Origin of the sequence: Helicobacter jaachi, from assembly GCF_000763135.2 — a bacterium.
Classification (GTDB): Bacteria; Campylobacterota; Campylobacteria; order Campylobacterales; family Helicobacteraceae; genus Helicobacter_C; species Helicobacter_C jaachi.
Window position 1 is genome coordinate 105,822 of sequence record NZ_JRPR02000001.1, and the last position, 17,942, is coordinate 123,763.

Here is a 17,942-nt window from a genome sequence, read left to right on the forward strand (position 1 = left end):
AAAAGAGCCTAAATTGAGCGCATTGTAGGTTAAAAACTTAAATCTAAGCAAAATTGAAAGTAAAATTAAGCGACTAAATTTTGAGATTTATAATTATTTATGCTTAAATTGAGAGCTTTGTAAAATTTGCGTTAAACTTTATATTTGCTCAATGAAGTTGGGCGCATTTGAGGCACTTTTGGGGCTTTGTGCAGAGTGGGGGGCTGATTGTCATAGTGTTAATTTATCTTTGTAAAAATATGCACTTAATGTAGTTTTATGTAAGGAGTTGCCGTGCAAAGCGAGCGAAGTGAGCATACAGAGCGTTTGGGTGGCGCAGATTCTAAAAACATAGAATCCAGCAACGCCGCAGGAGATGAAGCAAGCCAAAGTATGAAAATCTTACCAAAAATTTCTATTGTCGTGCCTTGCTATAATGAGGAGGTTAGTTTGCCTCGCTTTCTTAATGAGATAACGCGCACGATGAGTAGCATGGGTGCAAAAGTGCGGGGCTATTTTGGGCTAGAATCTAGTAGCCCTTTTTATGAGCTAATCTTTGTGAATGATGGCAGTAAAGATAGGACTTTAGAGCTTTTAAAAGAGATGAGAGTCTCGTATAAAAATAGCGATATACAGGGCTTTTTACTTAAAAATGTGGATAAAAGTGTAGATACTCAAAAAGCGAGTTTTAAAAGCGTGAATGCAGAATCTAAAAGCACAGATTTTGTAGATTCTAAAAATATAGAATCTAGTGCCGCAAATAGCGTAGATTCTGCTACTCTCAAAGAGAGTGACTTCACCATTCGCATTTTCTCCTTTTCGCGCAATTTTGGCAAGGAAGCCGCCATTCTAGCCGGGCTAAAACAAGCTAGGGGCGAGGGCGTAATCCTGCTTGATGCGGACTTGCAAGACCCTCCTAATTTAATACCGCAGATGATAAATATTTGGCTAGATTCTAAGCGCGATACCAAAGTGATTTATGCGCGGCGCACAACGCGTGCGGGGGAGAGCAAGATTCGCGCATTTCTTAGCGAGCAGTTTTATCGCGTGAGTAACGCGCTTAGCGAGGTTAAGATTGAGAGTGGCGTGCGCGATTTTCGGCTTATGGATAGGGAGGTCATCAATTCGCTGCTAAATATGAGCGAGTATCACCGCTTTTCAAAGGCGATGTTTGCGTGGGTTGGCTTCAAACGCCAATGCCTTGAATACGAGTATATCCCGCATTTTAAGGAGGCGAGTAGCTGGAGCTTTTGGAAGCTGTTTAAATACGCGATTGAGGGCATTGTGAGCTTTAGCACGACGCCGCTGCGATTTGCGTTTATTTTTGGCTTTTTGATTAGTGCGATTTCGCTGTGCTATGGGCTTTATCGCTTCATTTACACGCTAATGTATGGCAATCTCGTGCCTGGCTACCCTAGCCTTATTGTGATAATCACATTCATCGGCGGCATACAGCTCATACTCTTAGGCGTCATCGGCGAATACATCGCCAGAATCTACGAGCAAGTGAAAAACCGCCCGATATATATTTTAGAAAACTTAAGTGAGAATTCAGAGGATAAAAAGGCGTAGAGTGTAGATTCTATAGAATCTACAAAAAATAAGCAGCCAAGCGGCACAAGCAATAAAAGCGCGCAGCAAAAGCTAGAGTGTGAGGCAATAAGCAGCTAGACAGCAGGATATTGAGTAGGCACAAAGGCTAAGAGCGCCCTATATCTGCTCACTTCACTATCTGCACCATTCTAAAATCTTGCTTACCTCATTTGCTTCAAAACACTTAAGGCTGGAGGGGGCATTGCTAGGCTTTTTGGCAAGTATGACTTTCTCAAATCCATAGCTTTGCAGTTCTTTTAGACGTGTATCAATATTGCTTACTTCTCGTATGTCGCCCACAAGCGAGACTTCGCCGATAAAGGCAGTTTTCACACTTAAAATACGATTGCGGAAGCTAGAAATTATGCTAGCAATCACGGCTAAATCCGCGCTTGGCTCATTAATCTTAATGCCACCAGCAACATTGACAAACACATCATATCGCCCCAAAGGTAGCTCGAGCTTGCGCTCTAAGAGAGCTAGGAGCATATTTAAGCGATTAGTATCAAAGCCTGTGCATGAGCGCTTGGGATAGCTAGATTCACTCACAAGCGCTTGAATCTCAATCACAAGCGCGCGACTTCCCTCCAAAATCACTGCAATGGCGCTACCCGCTTGGGCATTTTTTTGCGTAAAAAAAAGTCTTGAGGCGTTTTTAGCACTCACTAAGCCATTTTCTTTCATCTCAAAAATGCCTATCTCACTTGTGGTGCCAAAGCGATTTTTAAAGCCTCTTAGCATTCTTAGTTCTTTGCTTGGGTCGCCCTCAAAATACAGCACACAATCCACCATATGTTCTAAGATTCTAGGACCGGCAATCGCGCCCTCTTTAGTGATATGCCCGATGATAAAAATGCTAATATTGCGCTCCTTTGCTAGCCGCATAAGTGCGAAAGTAACCTCACGCACCTGCGAGATAGAGCCGGGCGCTGAAGTAATGTCGGGCGAATAGATAGTTTGGATAGAATCTATCACGCACATGGCGTAAGATTGGCTATTTAGCGCGCTTGTAATAATACTTAAATCAATTTCATTAAGCAAAAAAAGCCGCTCGCTTATGGCATTTAGCCGCATAGCGCGCATTTTGATTTGCCCAGCACTCTCTTCACCGCTCACATACAGAATCTGCTTTGGCGTCTTTTTGGCAATCTCGCCCACTACCTTTAATAAAAGCGTGGATTTACCTACACCCGGGCTTCCGCCGATAAGATATAGCCCACCTGGCACAATACCCCCACCTAGCACGATGTCAAATTCCTCTTCATAGGAGGTAAAATGTTCTAAAGTCTCAAAATCTACTTGCGTGATAGGCGTGGGTTGCGTGCTTTGCTGCAATATTTTGCTCTCTTTTAGCGTTTGGATTTGAGCAGCCTTAAGCTCAACCAAACTTTCCCAACTGCCGCAATTGATGCATTTACCGAGCCATTTTGGGCTTTGCCAACCGCAAAATTGACACTCAAAGATAGAGGATTTTTTTGCCACTATTGCCCTTCAAAAATGCTATCAAGCAGCACTTCAACATACTCTTGCGCGTTAAAAGGCACTAAATCTTGCGCCCTCTCACCCACGCCAATATAGCAAATAGGGATATGCAGCCTTTGCACAATGCTAAAAATCGCACCTCCCTTACTTGTGCCATCAAGCTTTGTGATGATAATGCCATTAAAATCAATATGTTGCGAGAATGCACTGGCTTGATTGATAGCAGAACTCCCCTGCGTGCCATCAAGTATGAGAAATTTGCGCAAAGGCAGCTCGCCTAAAGCCTTTTGGCTCACTCTTACAATCTTTAAAAGCTCGTTGTTAAGATTAGTTTGATTGTGTAGTCTCCCTGCTGTATCGATGTATAGCTCATCAATACCCCTTGCGCGCGCGGCATTAATGCTATCAAAGGCTAGCGCGCTTGGGTCGTGCATATGCTGCGTGGCAATCACAGGTATGTGAAGTCGCTCACCCCAAAGTTTAATCTGCTCAATAGCAGCAGCACGGAAAGTATCACCCGCTGCCATCATCACCTTTTTGCCCTGCGATGAGGCAAGATAGGCAAGTTTGGCAATGGTTGTGGTTTTACCCGCACCATTTACGCCTACAATCAAAGTGACAAGTGGTTTTATAGAATCTGCACCTTGCGCGGAGGTAGATTCTATATGTTGGCTCTTAATTTGCAGCAGTGGCAGCAGCGCGCCTTTTAGCATATCGCGTGAAATGTATTTGGGCAGCGGCTCAAGGATAGATTCTATAAGCTCATATTCAATATCACATTCTATTAAAATTTCCTCTAACTCCTCTTTGGCGCATTTATCTTTTTTGGAGCTAAGGATAGAGGTGACGTGCTGGGTGGTTTTGTGTAGGGTTTTAGCAAGGGCAGAAATCATGGGGCAACTTGCGGCTTTGTGGATTGTGTATCATTCTCAAGGCTAGATTCTAAATCCTCTTGCGGCAAGGTTTGCATTTGCTCTTGGGCTTTGGCATCAAGCTGGTCTTGGATTTGATAGCGAATATCTAGCTCTATCATCTCTTCTGGCACTAAGCCTATGTAGTCAATGACTTTCTCGCCTTGCTTGTCATAGAGGGCCATATAGCTTTGCTTGTCATCTTTATTAAGGAAATTAAGCAAATTTTTGTCATCTGCTGGCGCGTAGAGCTTAAAGCGGGGATTAATCTTATCAATTTCTTGCTGCAAATGCACAAGCTCATCTTTTGGACTAATGGCGATAATAGAGATAAATTCTTGATATTTATTGTGCAAATCAAGAATGTGCAATAGCTCATCTTGGCATTCTTGGCAGGTTTTGGAGAGAAAAAAAAGTAATGTGGGGCGTTTAGTGTCGCTTTGGAAAATGCTTTGGGTTTGGTTGGTTTTAAAGCGTAATGATTCATTTTGTGTATTGACTACTTCAATACTTAGAATTTTATCCTTGCTGCCACCTTCAAAGCCAAATACATCTTTATCTTTATCCACTTCATCGCTGCATGCGTGAAATCCCAAAGCTAGCAAAAGCACAAGTATAAGGAGTTTTATCCCTTTCATTGCCTCTCTCCATTCATTCTATTTTTATATCATTATACACAAAAAAAGGATTAATGATTACCAAACAAGACTTTAGGCGCGCCGCAAAGGCACGATTAGATAAACGCCCCCATTTTGCAGATAAAAGGCTTAATGCCGCGCTGCTAGGCTACATTAAGCGGCGTAGATTCTATAATATCTTGTTGTATATGCCTTTTGGCAATGAAGTGGATATTTCGCCGCTTATCTTTACTTTGCGTAAAAGAAAGTATCGTATTTTCATACCTTATATACAAGAACTTAGCTTTAAAATGATACCATTGCGAATGCCATTGCGCAAAAATGCCTTTGGTATTTATGAGTCAAATAATTCTATATTGAGTTTAATAAAAGTTGATGCGGTGATTATCCCTGTTTTGGGTATTGATAAAAATTTTAAACGAATAGGTTTTGGGAAGGGTATGTATGATAGATTTATCCCCTCTCTCAAGGGCAAAGCTCATATTATTTTTGTAGCAAGAAGCCCAAATTATATATCAAGCGTGATTACACAGCATTATGATGTGCGGGGAGATTGCTTTTTCACCCCATCAGCTTTGTGCGTAAGGAAACATAATGGAAGTATGGTATGCGATAGGAAGTATAATCTTTGGCATATTAGTCGGCGTGAGCGTGTATCTTATCACCAAAAAGGTATTTAACTCCAATTCTCAAATCATCATCGAGCAGGCTAAAGCCAAAGCAAAAGCCATTGAGTATGAGGCGCAAAAAATCCTTCAAACTCACAAGCTCCAAATGAAAGAGGAGCAATTACAGCTTAAACAACACTACGAGCTAGAATCTCACAAATTGCATAAAGATTATGAAGTGCGCCATAATAAGCTTGATAAAGAGGAGCAGGCGCGCTTAACGCAGTTTCATAATCAACGACATCAGCTAGAGAAAGAAAAGCAAGAAATTGCTGAATTAAAGGTAAGAATCTTGCGCACACAAGGCGAGCAAGATAAGATTAAGCAAGAATATCAGCAAGCAAAAAAAGATATTTTCAACACCCTTTCTTCATATGTGAAAATGACAAAGGAGGAGGCGACACAGATTTTGCTCTCCCACCTTGAAGAGGACTTGGCTGAAGAGAAAGCCTATCTCATACGCCGCTATGAAAAAGAGGCGCGTGATGAGGCTAAAAAGCGCGCAAATTATATCCTTGCGCAAGCTACTACCAGATATGCGGGCGAGTTTGCTAATGAACGATTAGTAAATGTCATTAATCTCCCTAATGATGAGCTAAAGGGGCGCATTATTGGCAAAGAAGGGCGCAACATTAAGGCTCTAGAGATGATAAGCGGGGTTGATGTGATTATTGATGATACGCCAGGTAGTATTATTCTTAGTTCATTTAATCTTTATCGGCGCGCCATTGCGACAAAAACTATTGAAAATCTAGTCGAAGATGGGCGCATTCAGCCCTCACGCATTGAGGAGATGTATGAGCGCGTGAAAAATGAAATGGACGAGCAAATCGCGCAAGATGGCGAAAATATCGTGCTTGATATGGGGCTTGGGTATATGCACCCTGAATTGAAATTTTTGCTAGGCAAAATGCGCTATCGGGCTTCATTTGGGCAAAATGCGCTAGGGCATTCTATCGAGGTGGCAAATCTTGCGGCTATTATTGCAGGTGAGCTAGGTGGAGATGAAAAGCTAGCGCGCAGAGCTGGGATTTTGCACGATATTGGCAAAGCCCTTACACAAGAGTTAGGAGGTAATCATGTGGATTTAGGCGTGGAGGTGTGTAGCCGCTATAAAGAACACCCTGTGGTGATTAATGCTATTAAAGCTCATCATGGCTATGAGGAGATTCAAAGCATTGAATGCGCCGCAGTATGCGCAGCAGATACGCTCTCTGCTGCTCGTCCGGGCGCTAGGAGAGAAGTGCTTGAGAATTTTTTGAAAAGAATGCAAGATATTGAAAGTATCGCTATGGATAAAATTGGCGTAAAGCAAGCTTATGCGATTAATGCTGGGCGGGAGCTAAGAGTAATTGTGCGCGCGGATTTGGTGAGTGATGAAAAAAGCGTGGTGTTAGCGAGAGAAATTGCTCAAGAGATAGAATCTACGCTGCAGTATCCGGGTGAAATTAAAGTAAGCGTCATACGCGAAATCCGCGCTATTGAGTTTGCGCGATAGTTTGTTTTGCTCGCTTTAAAATGCCTAAAAATCATAGCATTAAGCGCTAGCATCTATAGAATCTAGCCTATAAATTTCGCAGCGTGCTAAAACCAAAATTATAGAATCTCACCTCAAAAAACAAGTTGATAAGCTGCATAAGCAGATTATAACTTTATACTTTAGGCGGCGCAGGGCAATTCACTTGCCCGAAGATAAGACCGCGCGGCTTTTTATAAAAAAGCAACAGCGCGGATTTATAGAATCTAGATTCTATAAAATATAGCTTTAATTGCAGCGCGGAGATTCTTTAAGATTATCTTGTATGGTTTGGTACATACACTCAAGCACATCAATGCAGGTGTCAATTTCTTCTTGGGAGAGATTTTTTTGCAGTTGAGCTTCTAGCTTTTTGCGCTTATTTTCTATGACATTTAGCACATTTTTCCCGCTTGGCGTGAGTTCAAGGAGCATAGTGCGTTTATCATTTGGCGCTTGTTTTTTAAGGCAAAATCCCTTTGAAATGAGCGAATTCACTTCCCGCGAAATGGTGGCTTTATTTTTATGTAATTCTTCAGCGACAAAATTAATATGCGCTTGGGGATTTTCCGCAATAATAAATAATATAATGCCCTGCTCAAAGCCTAAATTATACGCTTTTAGTTCATTAATGAAAAACACTTGAAAGCAACGCGCTGTTTTACCTATGTGATGTCCTATAAAATGCTGATTACATTGCAAGTTTAAGCCTTTAAATTGAGACATTTAGTGTAGCGGTATTATAGCAAATTTTGATATAATTTGCACTTAGGCATAGTAGGTGGTTGCTTTTGGGATACAAAAGAGGAAAGTCCGAGCTACAAAGACAGGATTCCATTTAACAAATGGCTAGGGTAACCTAAGGGAAAGTGCAACAGAAAATAACCGCCGCGTAAAAGTGAGATGTGGTCTAGATTCTATAAATCATAGCGAGCATTTATAGAATCTAGGTGGCACATCTAAGTTAGATTCTGTAGTGTTATAGAATCTAGCGCGGTAAGGGTGAAAAGGTGGGGTAAGAGCCTACCGATTTTGCAGCAATGCAAAATGCTATGCAAACCCAATCCGTAGCAAGAAGAGTATGGTTAAGGTCTTAAAGTTAAACTCTTCGCTTGAGGTATGTTGCGAAACATATCCTAGATAAATAGCCACCCACGACAGAACTCGGCTTATCGCTATGCCTAAGTATTTTTTATTTTGACTGCTTTGTGATATTTTAAGATTTTAAAGACTTATTTTATAAGAGATTTTTGCATTAATTTGGAACAAAAGGTGCTTTTAACACAACAAATACTCCAAAAATAGAGGTGAGCATGCAAGATATGTTATCCACTTTTCAAAAGCACATAGGCGAGCCATTCCCCACGCAAGAGAGAAGCTTGCATAAATTTAGCGAGGATATAAAGGGGGCTAATGAGTTTATTGGTGCTTTGCAAAGCGCGTCTGTGGCGCTAAAAAAGATTCTTAAAAATGCACAAGAGAATGCAAATCAATCTGTGCAAGCCATACAAGAAATCGTGCAAAGCGCGTCTTTTATGGGCGTTAAGCTCTTTGATACGCATTTTTCTACAAGGCTTAATGGCAAAACTTATGAGCTAAGCATCGACAGCCCTTTGCCGCTTATCCCGCAGGATATTGCTATAGAATCTAGCGCAGATTCTATAAATCCCCTTTGTAATCTCATCGCCTATGTGGAGGATAAATCTCTAGAAATCGCCCAAATGCTCATCTGCCTAAGTGAAGCGCTAAGCGAGCCTAGCCAAAGTCAATATGATTTTAATAGCTTTAATCCTCAGGCGTTTGCCCAAATGCTTAAAGGCAAGTAATGCTGCGCTTTGCTCCATCTCCTACGGGGGATATGCACATTGGTAACCTCCGGGCGGCTATTTTTAATTACATCATCGCCAAACAAACTAACCAAAAATTCCTAATCCGCATTGAAGATACCGACACTACGCGCAATATAGAGGGCAAGGATAAAGAGATTTTAAGTCTTTTAAATCTCTTTGGGCTTTTGTGGGATAATCTTGTCTATCAAAGCGATAATTTTGCGCGTCATCGCCAATTAGCAGAATATCTTATTTCGCAGGGGAAGGCGTTTTATTGTTACTGCTCTAAGGCGTTTTTAGAATCTAAGCGCGAGGAGGCAAAGGCGCAAAAAAGAGCTTTTCGCTATGATGATAGCTGGGCAGAGCTAGAAAAGAGTAGCAATCCTAAGCCTGTGGTGCGCATTAAGGGTGCGCGCAACGCCATTAGCTTTGTAGATTCTATAAAAGGCAGACTTGATTTTGAGCCTCAAGAGCTTGATAGCTTTGTGATTTTAAAAGAAGATGGCGTGCCTACTTATAATTTTGCTTGCGCGGTTGATGATATGCTCTATGATATAAGCTTTATCGTGCGCGGCGAAGACCATGTGAGCAACACGCCGCGCCAGATTCTAATCCAGCGCGCTTTGGGCTATGAAAAGGAGCTAGGCTATGCGCATTTGCCCATTATTTTGGGTGAAAATGGCAGCAAAATGAGCAAGCGCGATAGTGCTTCATCAGTAGCGTGGCTTTTGGGGGAGGGCTTCTTACCTCAAGCTATTATTAATTATCTTGTCTCTATGGGTAATCACACGCCTACAGAGGTGTTTAAACTGCAGGATACTTATGCGTGGTTTGATATAAAAAATATCGCTAAATCACCAGTAAAATGGGACATAAAGAGGCTAAGATTTTTGAATAGGGAGCATTTAAAACTACTTAATGAGCAAGAATTTGCGCTCTTACTTGATAGCAAAGATAGCTCTATTGGCGCGCTAGGCAAGCTATTTTTACAAGAGGCTAGCACATTAAATGAAATCCGCGCTAAGCTAGATTCTATCTTTAGCCCAAAATGCATTACGCAAGTAGAGGACAATCAAAGCTTTGAGGAGCAATGCCGCATACTCTATACGCATTTATGTGAAATGATAGAATCTAATAGCGAGGATTTGCAAGATTATGAGAGCCTAAAAAACGCACTTATGCAGCGCTCAAAGCTTAAGGGCAAGCAATTTTTTAAGCCACTTAGAATCTTACTCACTAATCACACTCATGGGCTAGAATTAAATCAAATGTATCCATATTTGCGCTTTTTCTTGCGCGATATTGTGCGTTTAGATGCTTCAAATTAAGGATTAATATGATACTTGGCACTTTTCTTAGCGCGCTAGCGTATATCTTAAGTATGCTTATTAATGCGTATGTGTGGATTATTATCATTGCTGCGTTGGTGAGCTGGGTGCGCCCCGACCCATATAATCCTATCGTGCAGGTGCTTTATCGCCTTACACAGCCTGTGTATGCTAAACTGCGCGCTATTATGCCAACTACCATAGGGGGCATTGACTTTTCACCGCTTATCATTGCTGTGATATTAAAATTTATTGATTTATTTTTTATCCGCTTGCTTGCCGCATACGCTCATGGATTGGGCTAATGAGAATTTTGCTTTGTTTGCTCATAGGTTTTAGTGTTGCTAGCGCGCATGGTGACATCACGCTTGCATTTTTAGAATCTAAGCCCAAAGGCTTGGCGCGCGATTTTTATATTTGGCAGTTTTTATCAAATGAGCAAACTTCGCTAGAAGATGCGCTTAAGGCTTATAATCTCATTTATCGCAGTAATGCAAAGCTTGATAATCTAATGAGCGCTAAGGGCAAAGTAAGCGAGCTACCACGCAGGCTGCATTGCCAAAGGCTTAGCTTTGAAGCGCTAAAAAAAGAAGATGCTGCTTGCATAAAAGCTGGGCTAAATTTAGCAAGTATCCCCACTATGTCGCCACAAGATAGGGCATTTTTGCTTAAAACCTTTCAAAATGACGCAAGTATGAGAAAGCGCATTGAAATTCTAAGCTCCAAGCAGATTCTAACAAGTATGCTAAATAGCGATGCACAGACATTTGCTGCTATTTTTAATGCATTAAGCATAAAGCAAAAAGAGCGCATTATTAATCAGCGCATTAAACCCCAATCGCTTAAACGCCTTGCCGATGAGAATAATAGAACTTTTAATCTTATGCTGCAAAAAATTATCGTTACACAAGATAAAAGCTATGAGAAGTTTAAAAAATCGCTTCTAGGGGCAAAGATTACACACACAGACGCTTACACGCTCTTTATGCTAGGGCTAAATGAAGCTATGCATAAAAAGCCAAAGGCTGCACTTATATATTTTCAGCACTCATATGCGCGCGCTAATAATGCTATGGAAAAAAATCGCGCGCTATTTTGGCAGTATTATCTAAGCAAAGATACAAAAGTATTGCAGCAGCTTAGCCAAAGCACCTCCATAGATTTATATACTATTTACGCCAATCAAAAGCTCAATGTTGCGCCTAGCTATGAAGTTGTAACAGATTTGGGCAAGCTCTCAAGCAAAAAGCCAGATTTTGACATCAAAGACCCTTTTCAATGGCAGCTTTTAAAAGATAATCTCGCGCAAATTAAAGATGATAAAGATTTGCAAGCATTAAGTAAGCATTTTGCCTATGAGGACACAAGCGCACATTTAGCGTATGTGCTAAACATCATAAATAAATTTAAGATACATTATTTTATCACGCCTTTTAGCGATAAAATCACTTGGCAAAGTGCGCATGAAAAGGCTTTTACTTATGCTATTGCAAAGCAAGAAAGTATGCTTTTACCCGCGCTCATCTCCACTTCTTACGCGCTTGGTATGATGCAGATTATGCCCTTTAATGTCCAGCCCTTTGCGCGTGCATTGAAAAAAGATAATATCACGCTAGAAGATATGTTTAATCCCATAACCGCGCTTGAGTTTGGCACATATTATCTTAATGATTTAACCAAAGAATTTAAAAATCCACTTTTTGTGTCTTATGCGTATAATGGAGGACCGGGCTTTTTGCGCCGCACTTTAAAAACTAAAACACTTTTTATTAAAAATCGCCATTATGAGCCTTGGCTTTCTATGGAGCTTATTCCTTATAGTGAATCTCGCGATTATGGTTTTAGAGTCTTAGCAAATTATATTGTTTATCAAGCAAGTTTTGGGAATCATATCAACCTTGAAGAACATCTTAAGCAAACGCTTATCAATTAAAGGAGCTTTTATGATACACAAATGTCTTTTTCCAGCTGCAGGCTATGGCACACGATTTTTGCCCGCGACAAAGGCTATGCCTAAAGAAATGTTGCCTATTTTGACAAAGCCGCTCATTCAATATGGCGTAGAGGAGGCTTTAGAATCTGGCTGCTATGATATAGGAATTGTTACAGGGCGCGGGAAGCGGAGCATTGAAGACCATTTTGATATAAACTATGAGTTAGAGCATCAAATATCTGGCACAGATAAAGAAAAATTGCTTGAAAGCATTAGGCGGCTTACAAGCTCTTGCACATTTTCATATACAAGGCAAAATGAAATGCGCGGCTTAGGGCATGCTATCCTTACAGGTGAAACACTCATCGGGCAGGAGGCGTTTGCTGTGGTGCTAGCTGATGACTTGTGTGCTAATCCTAAGGGCAAGGGCGTGCTTGCTCAAATGGTGGAGTTATACAAAAAATATCGCTGCTCTATTGTCGCTATTGAGGAAGTGGATAAAAATGAAGTGGATAAATATGGGATTATACAAGGCGAAGAGATAGAATCTAGCGTATATCGTGTGAGTGATATGATAGAAAAGCCTAGCAAAAATAGCGCCCCAAGTAACCTTGCCATCATCGGTAGATATATTTTAACACCTGATATTTTTGATATTTTGCGCGTTACAAAGCCGGGCAAAAAGGGTGAAATCCAAATCACAGATGCGCTTTTAGAGCAGGCAAAGCAAGGTAGAGTGCTTGCATATAAATTCGCAGGCAAGCGCTATGACTGCGGAAGCATAGATGGCTATGTCAAAGCCACACTAGAGTTTTATGAGCAGCTTAAACATTAATGTTTAATCTTAGCTTTTATGTCGTTTGCTGGCTGTCATTTTTCCTGCTCTGCTTGCCTGTTATTTTTAGCGGACTTTTAGCAGTAGCCCTTGATAATGACAAGCAAGATAACCAACCAAGCCGTCTAAGCACACTATCAAGCGAGCTTGATGAATACGCTAATAATAAAGAAAAGCTAAAAGCCTTGCTTGATGAGTTTTTAAAAACCTACAAAACCTACCCAAAAGATGGGGAGGAATACAGCCTGTGGCTTGATATTATCTCGCGCTTTGCGGTGAATATGAATCTTATGGAGGTTGATGAGGTGGTGAATTTCCAAGATACGCTTGAGAGCGCTAATCCCGAAAGCAAGCCAAGCATTAAAGAAGCCATAGGCAAAGCCCTGCAAAAGCGCGAAAATAAGCAAAAATAGACAAAGGATTGATGTTATGGATTATTTGCAAATCAGTAAAAGCCCTAACCTTAAAGGCAGTATTGCTATTTCTGGAGCGAAAAACTCTGCCCTACCTATTCTTGCGGCGACACTTTTAAGCCAAAATCCAGTGAGCATTAGCAATTTGCCCGATGTGGCTGATGTGAAAACTTTAGCCAAATTATTAGAGCATTTGGGCGTAAATATCACTTGGCATAATCCAAATAGCCTAACTGCGCAGGCAGAACACATTGTGCATACTAAAGCCATTTATGATATTGTGCGTAAAATGCGTGCCTCTGTGCTAGTGCTTGGTCCTTTGCTCACGCGCTTTGGCTATTGTGAGGTAAGCCTGCCCGGTGGTTGTGCCATTGGTGCGCGCCCTGTGGATTTGCACATTAAGGCTATGGAAAAAATGGGCGCAAAGATTGACATTAAAGGTGGCTATATCACTGCGGAGGCAAAGCATGGGCTAAAAGGAGCGGATATTTTATTTGATAAAATCACCGTTACAGGCAGTGAAAATGTTATTATGGCAGCGGCATTAGCGCATGGGAAAACGCGCATTATTAATACGGCAAAAGAACCAGAAGTGGTGCAACTCTGCGAGATATTATCTCAAAGCGGCGTGGAGATTGAGGGTATTGGCGGCAATGAGCTTGTGATATATGGCACAGGTGGTGAGCTGCTTGATTTTGCACCTATTACGGTTATACCTGATAGAATCGAAGCAGGCACTTATTTGTGCGCAGGAGCTATTACGCAATCAAAACTCACGCTCACGCATGTCCAGCCCCAGCATCTTGGCGCGATTATGGATAAGCTAGAGGAGATTGGCTTTAGTTTTGAAAAAGATGAGCATTCCCTCACTTTGCTGCCTGCTCAAAAGCTTAAATCCTTTGAGATTATCACTACTGAATATCCGGGCTTTCCTACTGATGTGCAAGCGCAGTTTATGGCTCTAGCCACGCAATGTGAAGGCACAAGCGTGATTGAGGAGCGTTTGTTTGAAAATCGCTTTATGCATGTAAGCGAGCTGCAACGTTTAGGCGCGGATATCTCACTTAAAGGCAATCATGCTAGCATCACAGGCGTTACGCAGCTTATTGGCGCTGATGTTATGGCAACAGATTTGCGCGCTAGCTCGGCTCTTATTATCGCCGCACTTGTGAGCGAGGGGACTACTAATATTCATAGAATCTATCATCTTGATAGGGGCTATGAGCGCATTGAGCATAAACTTAGAGCCATTGGCGTAAATATACAAAGGCTAAAGAGCTAAAGGACAAAGGAGCGTGATGAAATATTTTTACATATTTTTATTATGCGTGGGCGTTTTTGGCGCGGATAAAACGCAAGCAAAAAGTATGGAATATGATTTACGAATCTCCTACACAGGCGATAAAAAAGCACCCATAACCATTAAAACGCATTATTGCAAAGGCACGACTATGAAGTGCGGCACACAGACAAAAACCACTAGTGCGGGCATTGTGATTTTTAAAGCGCGCTATGTAGATGACAAATACGATGGCGCGGTAAAGAGTTATTATCCTAATGGCAAAATACGCGAGGAGCGCACATATAATGTGGGCAAAGAGGAGGGGAAGCGCGTGCTTTACTACCCTAATGGCACGATACAAGCACAGCAGGATTATAAGCTAAATAAGCGCGAGGGCGTGGGCAAGAAATTCTATGAAAATGGTGCGCTAAAAATGCAGGTAAATTACAAAGATGATATGCGTGATGGCGTGCAGCAGGAGTTTAGCAAGCAAAACATACTTATGTATGAGACATTTTATAAAGCCGGTAGAAAGCAGTGGCTCAAGCACTATGACGCGCAAGGCAAGGTCATAAAAGAGCAGAATTGCCGCTATGAAGCCTGCTACTAGCAAAGGAGCTTTTATGTATAAAATATATATGCTATGTTTAGCCCTAGCGCTTATAGGCTGCGTGGAGCAAGCGCCAAGCCCCAAAGCAAGCTCAAATAGAGAATCTACGCCGCCAAAGCCACATAAAGAATTAACTGCAGATTCTATACGCACAGAATCTGCGCGCGCGCAAAAATCATTGCCGCAAAAACCACAGCCAAAACCTCAAAACACCAAAGCCACACCAAAGCCCGCTCCAGAGCCTAAAAACTCATCTCAACAAAATATAGCGCAAAGCGATACGCAAGTAGCAAGCACTCAAGCCCCAGAGAAAATGGGCGGGGAAATAAGTGGAGAAATAAATGAGGAAGTGAAAGAGGAAATAAGCACGCAAGAAGAAAGCAAAGAGGCAATAGAGGAGGCAGAGGCAGGCGAAACAACGCAAGAGGAAGTGCAAGAAAATGGGCAGACTTACAGGGCGGCTATTACCTACAAGGCAGGCACGAAAATCAAGCATGGCAGCGAGATTCTGTATTATCTCAATGGAAGCATCGCGCAAAAGGCGTTTTATGTCGATGGCAAGCGTGAGGGGCTATATCAAATGTTTAGCCAACAGGGTGTCTTAATCTATGAGGCGCATTACAAAAATGGGCAGCTTGATGGCTTGTGCCGCCTCTTTGATGTGGCAAGCGGGCGCTTAAAGAGCGAAATGCACTTTGTAAATGGGCTGCAAGAGGGCGATATGAATATGTATTACCCAAGCGGCAAGCTATGGCATAGCCTGCAATACAAGCAGGGCAAGAAAGAGGGCGCAGCAAGGGAGTTTGATGAGCAGGGCAAGCTGGTGCGCGAGATTTTTTACAAAGATGATGTGGAGGTAAAGCGCTAGATTCTATATTTTACACATATTGCGCGTGAATATGTGTAAAGTGCAAATTTCACAATCCCTTATTTGCGGATTTATTAATGACAAAATATACAGGCAGCGTGAATGAAAGCACGCTTTTGCCATTAAGCAAATCATTAGGCGGCTTAGGCAGGGGAGAAGCGCGCTTAAAAAGTGCAACAGATTCAGAATCTAGCGCGCCATATCCGCTACTTTTGCGCAGGGCGACAAATAAGACATTGCCATTTTCATCAATGCGAATCGCCACAACGCTTGTGCCCTCCTCATTTGCAAGGATTGAGGCATTAGGATATTGTTTGTATTTGCTAATATGTGCGGCGAGCAAACCTTGATAAGTTTCTATAATATTTTGAGAATCCCCGCTAACAGGGCTTGTCACTTTATCTTGTGTGCTTGCTTTGGGTGCAGAAAGCGAAGTATCTTGCGTTTTAGAATCTACATCTTGCGCTACTTGCGCATTTGTGGGCTTAACTTGTGATTTTTGCTCTTGCTTGATATTTATCTTTTTATCCGCACGCAGGGCAATATTTGATTGCGTGAGGCTTTCTTTAGCTAGGGCTTGTGGGGTTTTAATGCTTTTACTTGCGCTCACCGCGCTCACAGCAGATTCTGTAGTTTGCTTTTTAAGCTCGCCAATGGGCAAAGTGGTGAAAGTCATCACACTTGCAAAACTTTGCGCTATTTCTCCGCTCATTCCACCTGTGTCTATATCTTGCGCGGGCTTTTTGTATAGAATCCACGCCACAAATACGCCATGCAACATAATTGAGAAGCCAAAGCCAAAAGCCCATTTCATTACTATCCTATTTTGCCACTTCTTGAGATAGCGCGATTTTATGGAAGCCCGCTACTTTCACTGCATCAATGATAGCTACTAGTCGTTCATAAGGCACAGCTTTATCCACATAAAAGTAAATAATGCTTTGCTTATCGCCCTTTGTTTTAGAATCTATGAGCGCGCCTAGGCTTTGCAGGCTTACTTTTTCCTCATTTACGCTTATTTCCTCTAAATTGATAAATAAAATTATAGGTTTTTTCTCACTATCTTGCGCGGCGGTGCTTTTGGGTAATTCAAGCTTGACTGAACTTGTAATCATAGGCGCAACCACCATAAAGATAATGAGTAAGACTAGCATTACATCAATAAAGGGCGTTACATTGATTTCGCTTAATTCCTTTTGCTCCTCGTTTGCAAGCATAATTTGCCTCTAGTTTTTTTGTGTATTTGCCTGCATAGTGTAAATAGAACGCTCGGCTATGCAGTAAATGTGCGTTAGGATTTCACTTATTTGTGCATTAAGACTCACACTTAGGCGGATAAGCGCGTTGTAAAATAGCACCGCAGGAATTGCCGCAATAAGCCCAAATGCTGTGGCAAAGAGTGCTTCGGCGATGCCGGGCGCAACAACGGCTAGAGAGGTATTATCACTTTTTGCAATGCCAATAAATGAATCCATTATCCCCCACACCGTGCCAAAAAGCCCAATAAAAGGCGCACTAGAGCCAATGCTAGCAAGAATAGCAATCCATTTTTTGGCATTTGCTAGCAGTATGCTGGCACGATGTTCTAAGCGATACTTAATGCGAGATTTGAGATTATTATCATTAAGGCTGCTTTGGCGTATTTCTTGGAGGGATTCATCATATAAAATCTTTGCAAAATGCGTCTTTTGCAGGCTTTGCTCTTGTGCTTGCCCATTAAATTGTTTAAGTATATGCAAATCATTTTTGCAATATGAAAATATCATCTTAAATTCCACGCATTTTGCTGCAAACACAGCCCAAGTCAGCACAGAAAACGCTATAAGCACGCATATAACGGATTTCACGATAGAATCTGCATTTTTGTATAGCCCTAAAATTGATAAATCATTTTGATTTGCACTATTTTCTATGGCGCTAGATTCTGTAATGGGCAAAGATTTTGTAACACTATCTTGCGCGCTATCTTGTGGTGTATTAGCATAGGCAAATACGCACAAAAACAAAGCAAATAACATTCTCACTTTTTCTCCTTAAATGATGTTGATTGATGTAAA

General features: G+C 41.6%; 19 protein-coding genes and 1 other RNA gene. 13 read left to right on the top strand and 7 right to left on the bottom strand.

All coding sequences use genetic code 11. The annotated features are described in order from the left end of the window. Nucleotides 1–273: 273 nt before the first annotated feature. Nucleotides 274–1,551, top strand: a complete 1,278-nt coding sequence (locus LS71_RS00525; RefSeq protein ID WP_238700256.1) for a glycosyltransferase family 2 protein — start codon at nucleotides 274–276, stop codon at nucleotides 1,549–1,551. Nucleotides 1,552–1,707: 156 nt separating this feature from the next. On the opposite strand, the gene radA is transcribed toward LS71_RS00525, so the two are convergent. From radA to LS71_RS00540, 3 genes are read right to left on the bottom strand one after another with little or no spacing between them, the layout of a single operon-like run. After that, nucleotides 1,708–3,054, bottom strand: a complete 1,347-nt coding sequence (gene radA, locus LS71_RS00530) for a DNA repair protein RadA (protein ID WP_034352549.1) — start codon at nucleotides 3,052–3,054, stop codon at nucleotides 1,708–1,710. Then, on the bottom strand, nucleotides 3,054–3,947 hold the full coding sequence (gene ftsY, locus LS71_RS00535) for a signal recognition particle-docking protein FtsY (protein ID WP_034352547.1): 894 nt from the start codon (nucleotides 3,945–3,947) through the stop codon (nucleotides 3,054–3,056). Before ftsY ends, radA begins: the two co-directional genes overlap by 1 nt. Next, a complete protein-coding gene (locus LS71_RS00540; protein ID WP_034352545.1) occupies nucleotides 3,944–4,603 on the bottom strand; it encodes a TlpA family protein disulfide reductase in 660 nt (219 codons plus the stop codon). The genes ftsY and LS71_RS00540 overlap by 4 nt, the downstream gene beginning before the upstream one ends. Nucleotides 4,604–4,656: 53 nt before the next feature. On the opposite strand from LS71_RS00540, the gene LS71_RS00545 reads away from it, so the two are divergent. Beyond that, nucleotides 4,657–5,283, top strand: a complete 627-nt coding sequence (locus LS71_RS00545; protein ID WP_052057809.1) for a 5-formyltetrahydrofolate cyclo-ligase — start codon at nucleotides 4,657–4,659, stop codon at nucleotides 5,281–5,283. Continuing rightward, entirely contained in the window at nucleotides 5,195–6,769 is a 1,575-nt protein-coding gene (rny, locus tag LS71_RS00550) for a ribonuclease Y (protein ID WP_034352540.1), read from the top strand. Before LS71_RS00545 ends, rny begins: the two co-directional genes overlap by 89 nt. A gap of 267 nt (nucleotides 6,770–7,036) precedes the next feature. Here the strand turns inward: rny and LS71_RS00555 are convergent, their stop codons facing one another. Then, the gene (locus LS71_RS00555) at nucleotides 7,037–7,489 is read right to left on the bottom strand and encodes a MarR family winged helix-turn-helix transcriptional regulator (RefSeq protein ID WP_034352539.1); all 453 of its coding nucleotides are present in this window, start codon (nucleotides 7,487–7,489) and stop codon (nucleotides 7,037–7,039) included. 67 nt (nucleotides 7,490–7,556) lie between these two features. Here LS71_RS00555 and rnpB point away from each other — a divergent pair. The 10 genes from rnpB (at nucleotide 7,557) to LS71_RS00605 (ending at nucleotide 15,885) form a co-directional block, all read left to right on the top strand. Continuing rightward, nucleotides 7,557–7,975: RNase P RNA component class A (rnpB, locus tag LS71_RS00560), an RNA gene on the top strand. A gap of 125 nt (nucleotides 7,976–8,100) precedes the next feature. Then, nucleotides 8,101–8,613, top strand: coding sequence for a flagellar FLiS export co-chaperone (locus LS71_RS00565; RefSeq protein ID WP_034352698.1), 513 nt, complete (start codon nucleotides 8,101–8,103; stop codon nucleotides 8,611–8,613). Further along, nucleotides 8,613–9,944 (top strand): glutamate--tRNA ligase, encoded by a 1,332-nt coding sequence (gene gltX, locus LS71_RS00570; RefSeq protein WP_034352536.1) that lies wholly within the window; start codon nucleotides 8,613–8,615, stop codon nucleotides 9,942–9,944. The genes LS71_RS00565 and gltX overlap by 1 nt, the downstream gene beginning before the upstream one ends. 8 nt (nucleotides 9,945–9,952) lie before the next feature. Further along, nucleotides 9,953–10,249 carry a YggT family protein gene (locus LS71_RS00575; RefSeq protein WP_034352533.1) on the top strand — a complete coding sequence of 99 codons (297 nt, stop codon included), beginning with the start codon at nucleotides 9,953–9,955 and terminating at the stop codon, nucleotides 10,247–10,249. Continuing rightward, on the top strand, nucleotides 10,249–11,877 hold the full coding sequence (locus tag LS71_RS00580; protein WP_034352530.1) for a lytic transglycosylase domain-containing protein: 1,629 nt from the start codon (nucleotides 10,249–10,251) through the stop codon (nucleotides 11,875–11,877). The genes LS71_RS00575 and LS71_RS00580 overlap by 1 nt, the downstream gene beginning before the upstream one ends. Before the next feature lie 10 nt (nucleotides 11,878–11,887). Then, nucleotides 11,888–12,712: a UTP--glucose-1-phosphate uridylyltransferase GalU gene (galU, locus tag LS71_RS00585; protein ID WP_034352525.1), complete on the top strand. Its 825-nt coding sequence runs from the start codon at nucleotides 11,888–11,890 to the stop codon at nucleotides 12,710–12,712. Next, nucleotides 12,712–13,125 (top strand): hypothetical protein, encoded by a 414-nt coding sequence (locus LS71_RS00590; RefSeq protein WP_034352523.1) that lies wholly within the window; start codon nucleotides 12,712–12,714, stop codon nucleotides 13,123–13,125. Before galU ends, LS71_RS00590 begins: the two co-directional genes overlap by 1 nt. 16 nt (nucleotides 13,126–13,141) lie before the next feature. Then, a complete protein-coding gene (gene murA / locus LS71_RS00595) occupies nucleotides 13,142–14,407 on the top strand; it encodes a UDP-N-acetylglucosamine 1-carboxyvinyltransferase (protein ID WP_034352521.1) in 1,266 nt (421 codons plus the stop codon). Nucleotides 14,408–14,423: 16 nt separating this feature from the next. Further along, the gene (locus tag LS71_RS00600) at nucleotides 14,424–15,017 is read left to right on the top strand and encodes a toxin-antitoxin system YwqK family antitoxin (protein WP_034352518.1); all 594 of its coding nucleotides are present in this window, start codon (nucleotides 14,424–14,426) and stop codon (nucleotides 15,015–15,017) included. A gap of 13 nt (nucleotides 15,018–15,030) precedes the next feature. After that, nucleotides 15,031–15,885 carry a toxin-antitoxin system YwqK family antitoxin gene (locus LS71_RS00605; protein WP_052057790.1) on the top strand — a complete coding sequence of 285 codons (855 nt, stop codon included), beginning with the start codon at nucleotides 15,031–15,033 and terminating at the stop codon, nucleotides 15,883–15,885. Nucleotides 15,886–15,934: 49 nt separating this feature from the next. On the opposite strand, the gene LS71_RS00610 is transcribed toward LS71_RS00605, so the two are convergent. The 3 genes from LS71_RS00610 to LS71_RS00620 are packed head-to-tail and all read right to left on the bottom strand — an operon-like array spanning nucleotide 15,935 to nucleotide 17,903. After that, the gene (locus tag LS71_RS00610; RefSeq protein WP_052057788.1) at nucleotides 15,935–16,699 is read right to left on the bottom strand and encodes an energy transducer TonB; all 765 of its coding nucleotides are present in this window, start codon (nucleotides 16,697–16,699) and stop codon (nucleotides 15,935–15,937) included. Nucleotides 16,700–16,706: 7 nt separating this feature from the next. After that, nucleotides 16,707–17,102: a biopolymer transporter ExbD gene (locus tag LS71_RS00615; protein ID WP_034352517.1), complete on the bottom strand. Its 396-nt coding sequence runs from the start codon at nucleotides 17,100–17,102 to the stop codon at nucleotides 16,707–16,709. A gap of 9 nt (nucleotides 17,103–17,111) precedes the next feature. Continuing rightward, complete coding sequence (locus LS71_RS00620) at nucleotides 17,112–17,903, bottom strand: MotA/TolQ/ExbB proton channel family protein (RefSeq protein WP_034352514.1); 792 nt, start codon at nucleotides 17,901–17,903, stop codon at nucleotides 17,112–17,114. Between the last annotated feature and the right edge of the window lie 39 nt (nucleotides 17,904–17,942).

Coding starts and splice junctions, on each gene's coding strand:
- LS71_RS00545 (WP_052057809.1), top strand. CDS start 4,657: ATGATTACCAAACAAGACTTTAGGCGCGCCGCAAAGGCACGATTAGAT.
- galU (WP_034352525.1), top strand. CDS start 11,888: ATGATACACAAATGTCTTTTTCCAGCTGCAGGCTATGGCACACGATTT.
- murA (WP_034352521.1), top strand. CDS start 13,142: ATGGATTATTTGCAAATCAGTAAAAGCCCTAACCTTAAAGGCAGTATT.
- LS71_RS00615 (WP_034352517.1), bottom strand. CDS start 17,102: ATGCTTGCAAACGAGGAGCAAAAGGAATTAAGCGAAATCAATGTAACG.
- LS71_RS00600 (WP_034352518.1), top strand. CDS start 14,424: ATGAAATATTTTTACATATTTTTATTATGCGTGGGCGTTTTTGGCGCG.
- LS71_RS00610 (WP_052057788.1), bottom strand. CDS start 16,699: ATGAAATGGGCTTTTGGCTTTGGCTTCTCAATTATGTTGCATGGCGTA.
- gltX (WP_034352536.1), top strand. CDS start 8,613: ATGCTGCGCTTTGCTCCATCTCCTACGGGGGATATGCACATTGGTAAC.
- ftsY (WP_034352547.1), bottom strand. CDS start 3,947: ATGATTTCTGCCCTTGCTAAAACCCTACACAAAACCACCCAGCACGTC.
- LS71_RS00605 (WP_052057790.1), top strand. CDS start 15,031: ATGTATAAAATATATATGCTATGTTTAGCCCTAGCGCTTATAGGCTGC.
- LS71_RS00540 (WP_034352545.1), bottom strand. CDS start 4,603: ATGAAAGGGATAAAACTCCTTATACTTGTGCTTTTGCTAGCTTTGGGA.
- LS71_RS00565 (WP_034352698.1), top strand. CDS start 8,101: ATGCAAGATATGTTATCCACTTTTCAAAAGCACATAGGCGAGCCATTC.
- LS71_RS00580 (WP_034352530.1), top strand. CDS start 10,249: ATGAGAATTTTGCTTTGTTTGCTCATAGGTTTTAGTGTTGCTAGCGCG.
- LS71_RS00575 (WP_034352533.1), top strand. CDS start 9,953: ATGATACTTGGCACTTTTCTTAGCGCGCTAGCGTATATCTTAAGTATG.
- LS71_RS00590 (WP_034352523.1), top strand. CDS start 12,712: ATGTTTAATCTTAGCTTTTATGTCGTTTGCTGGCTGTCATTTTTCCTG.
- LS71_RS00620 (WP_034352514.1), bottom strand. CDS start 17,903: ATGTTATTTGCTTTGTTTTTGTGCGTATTTGCCTATGCTAATACACCA.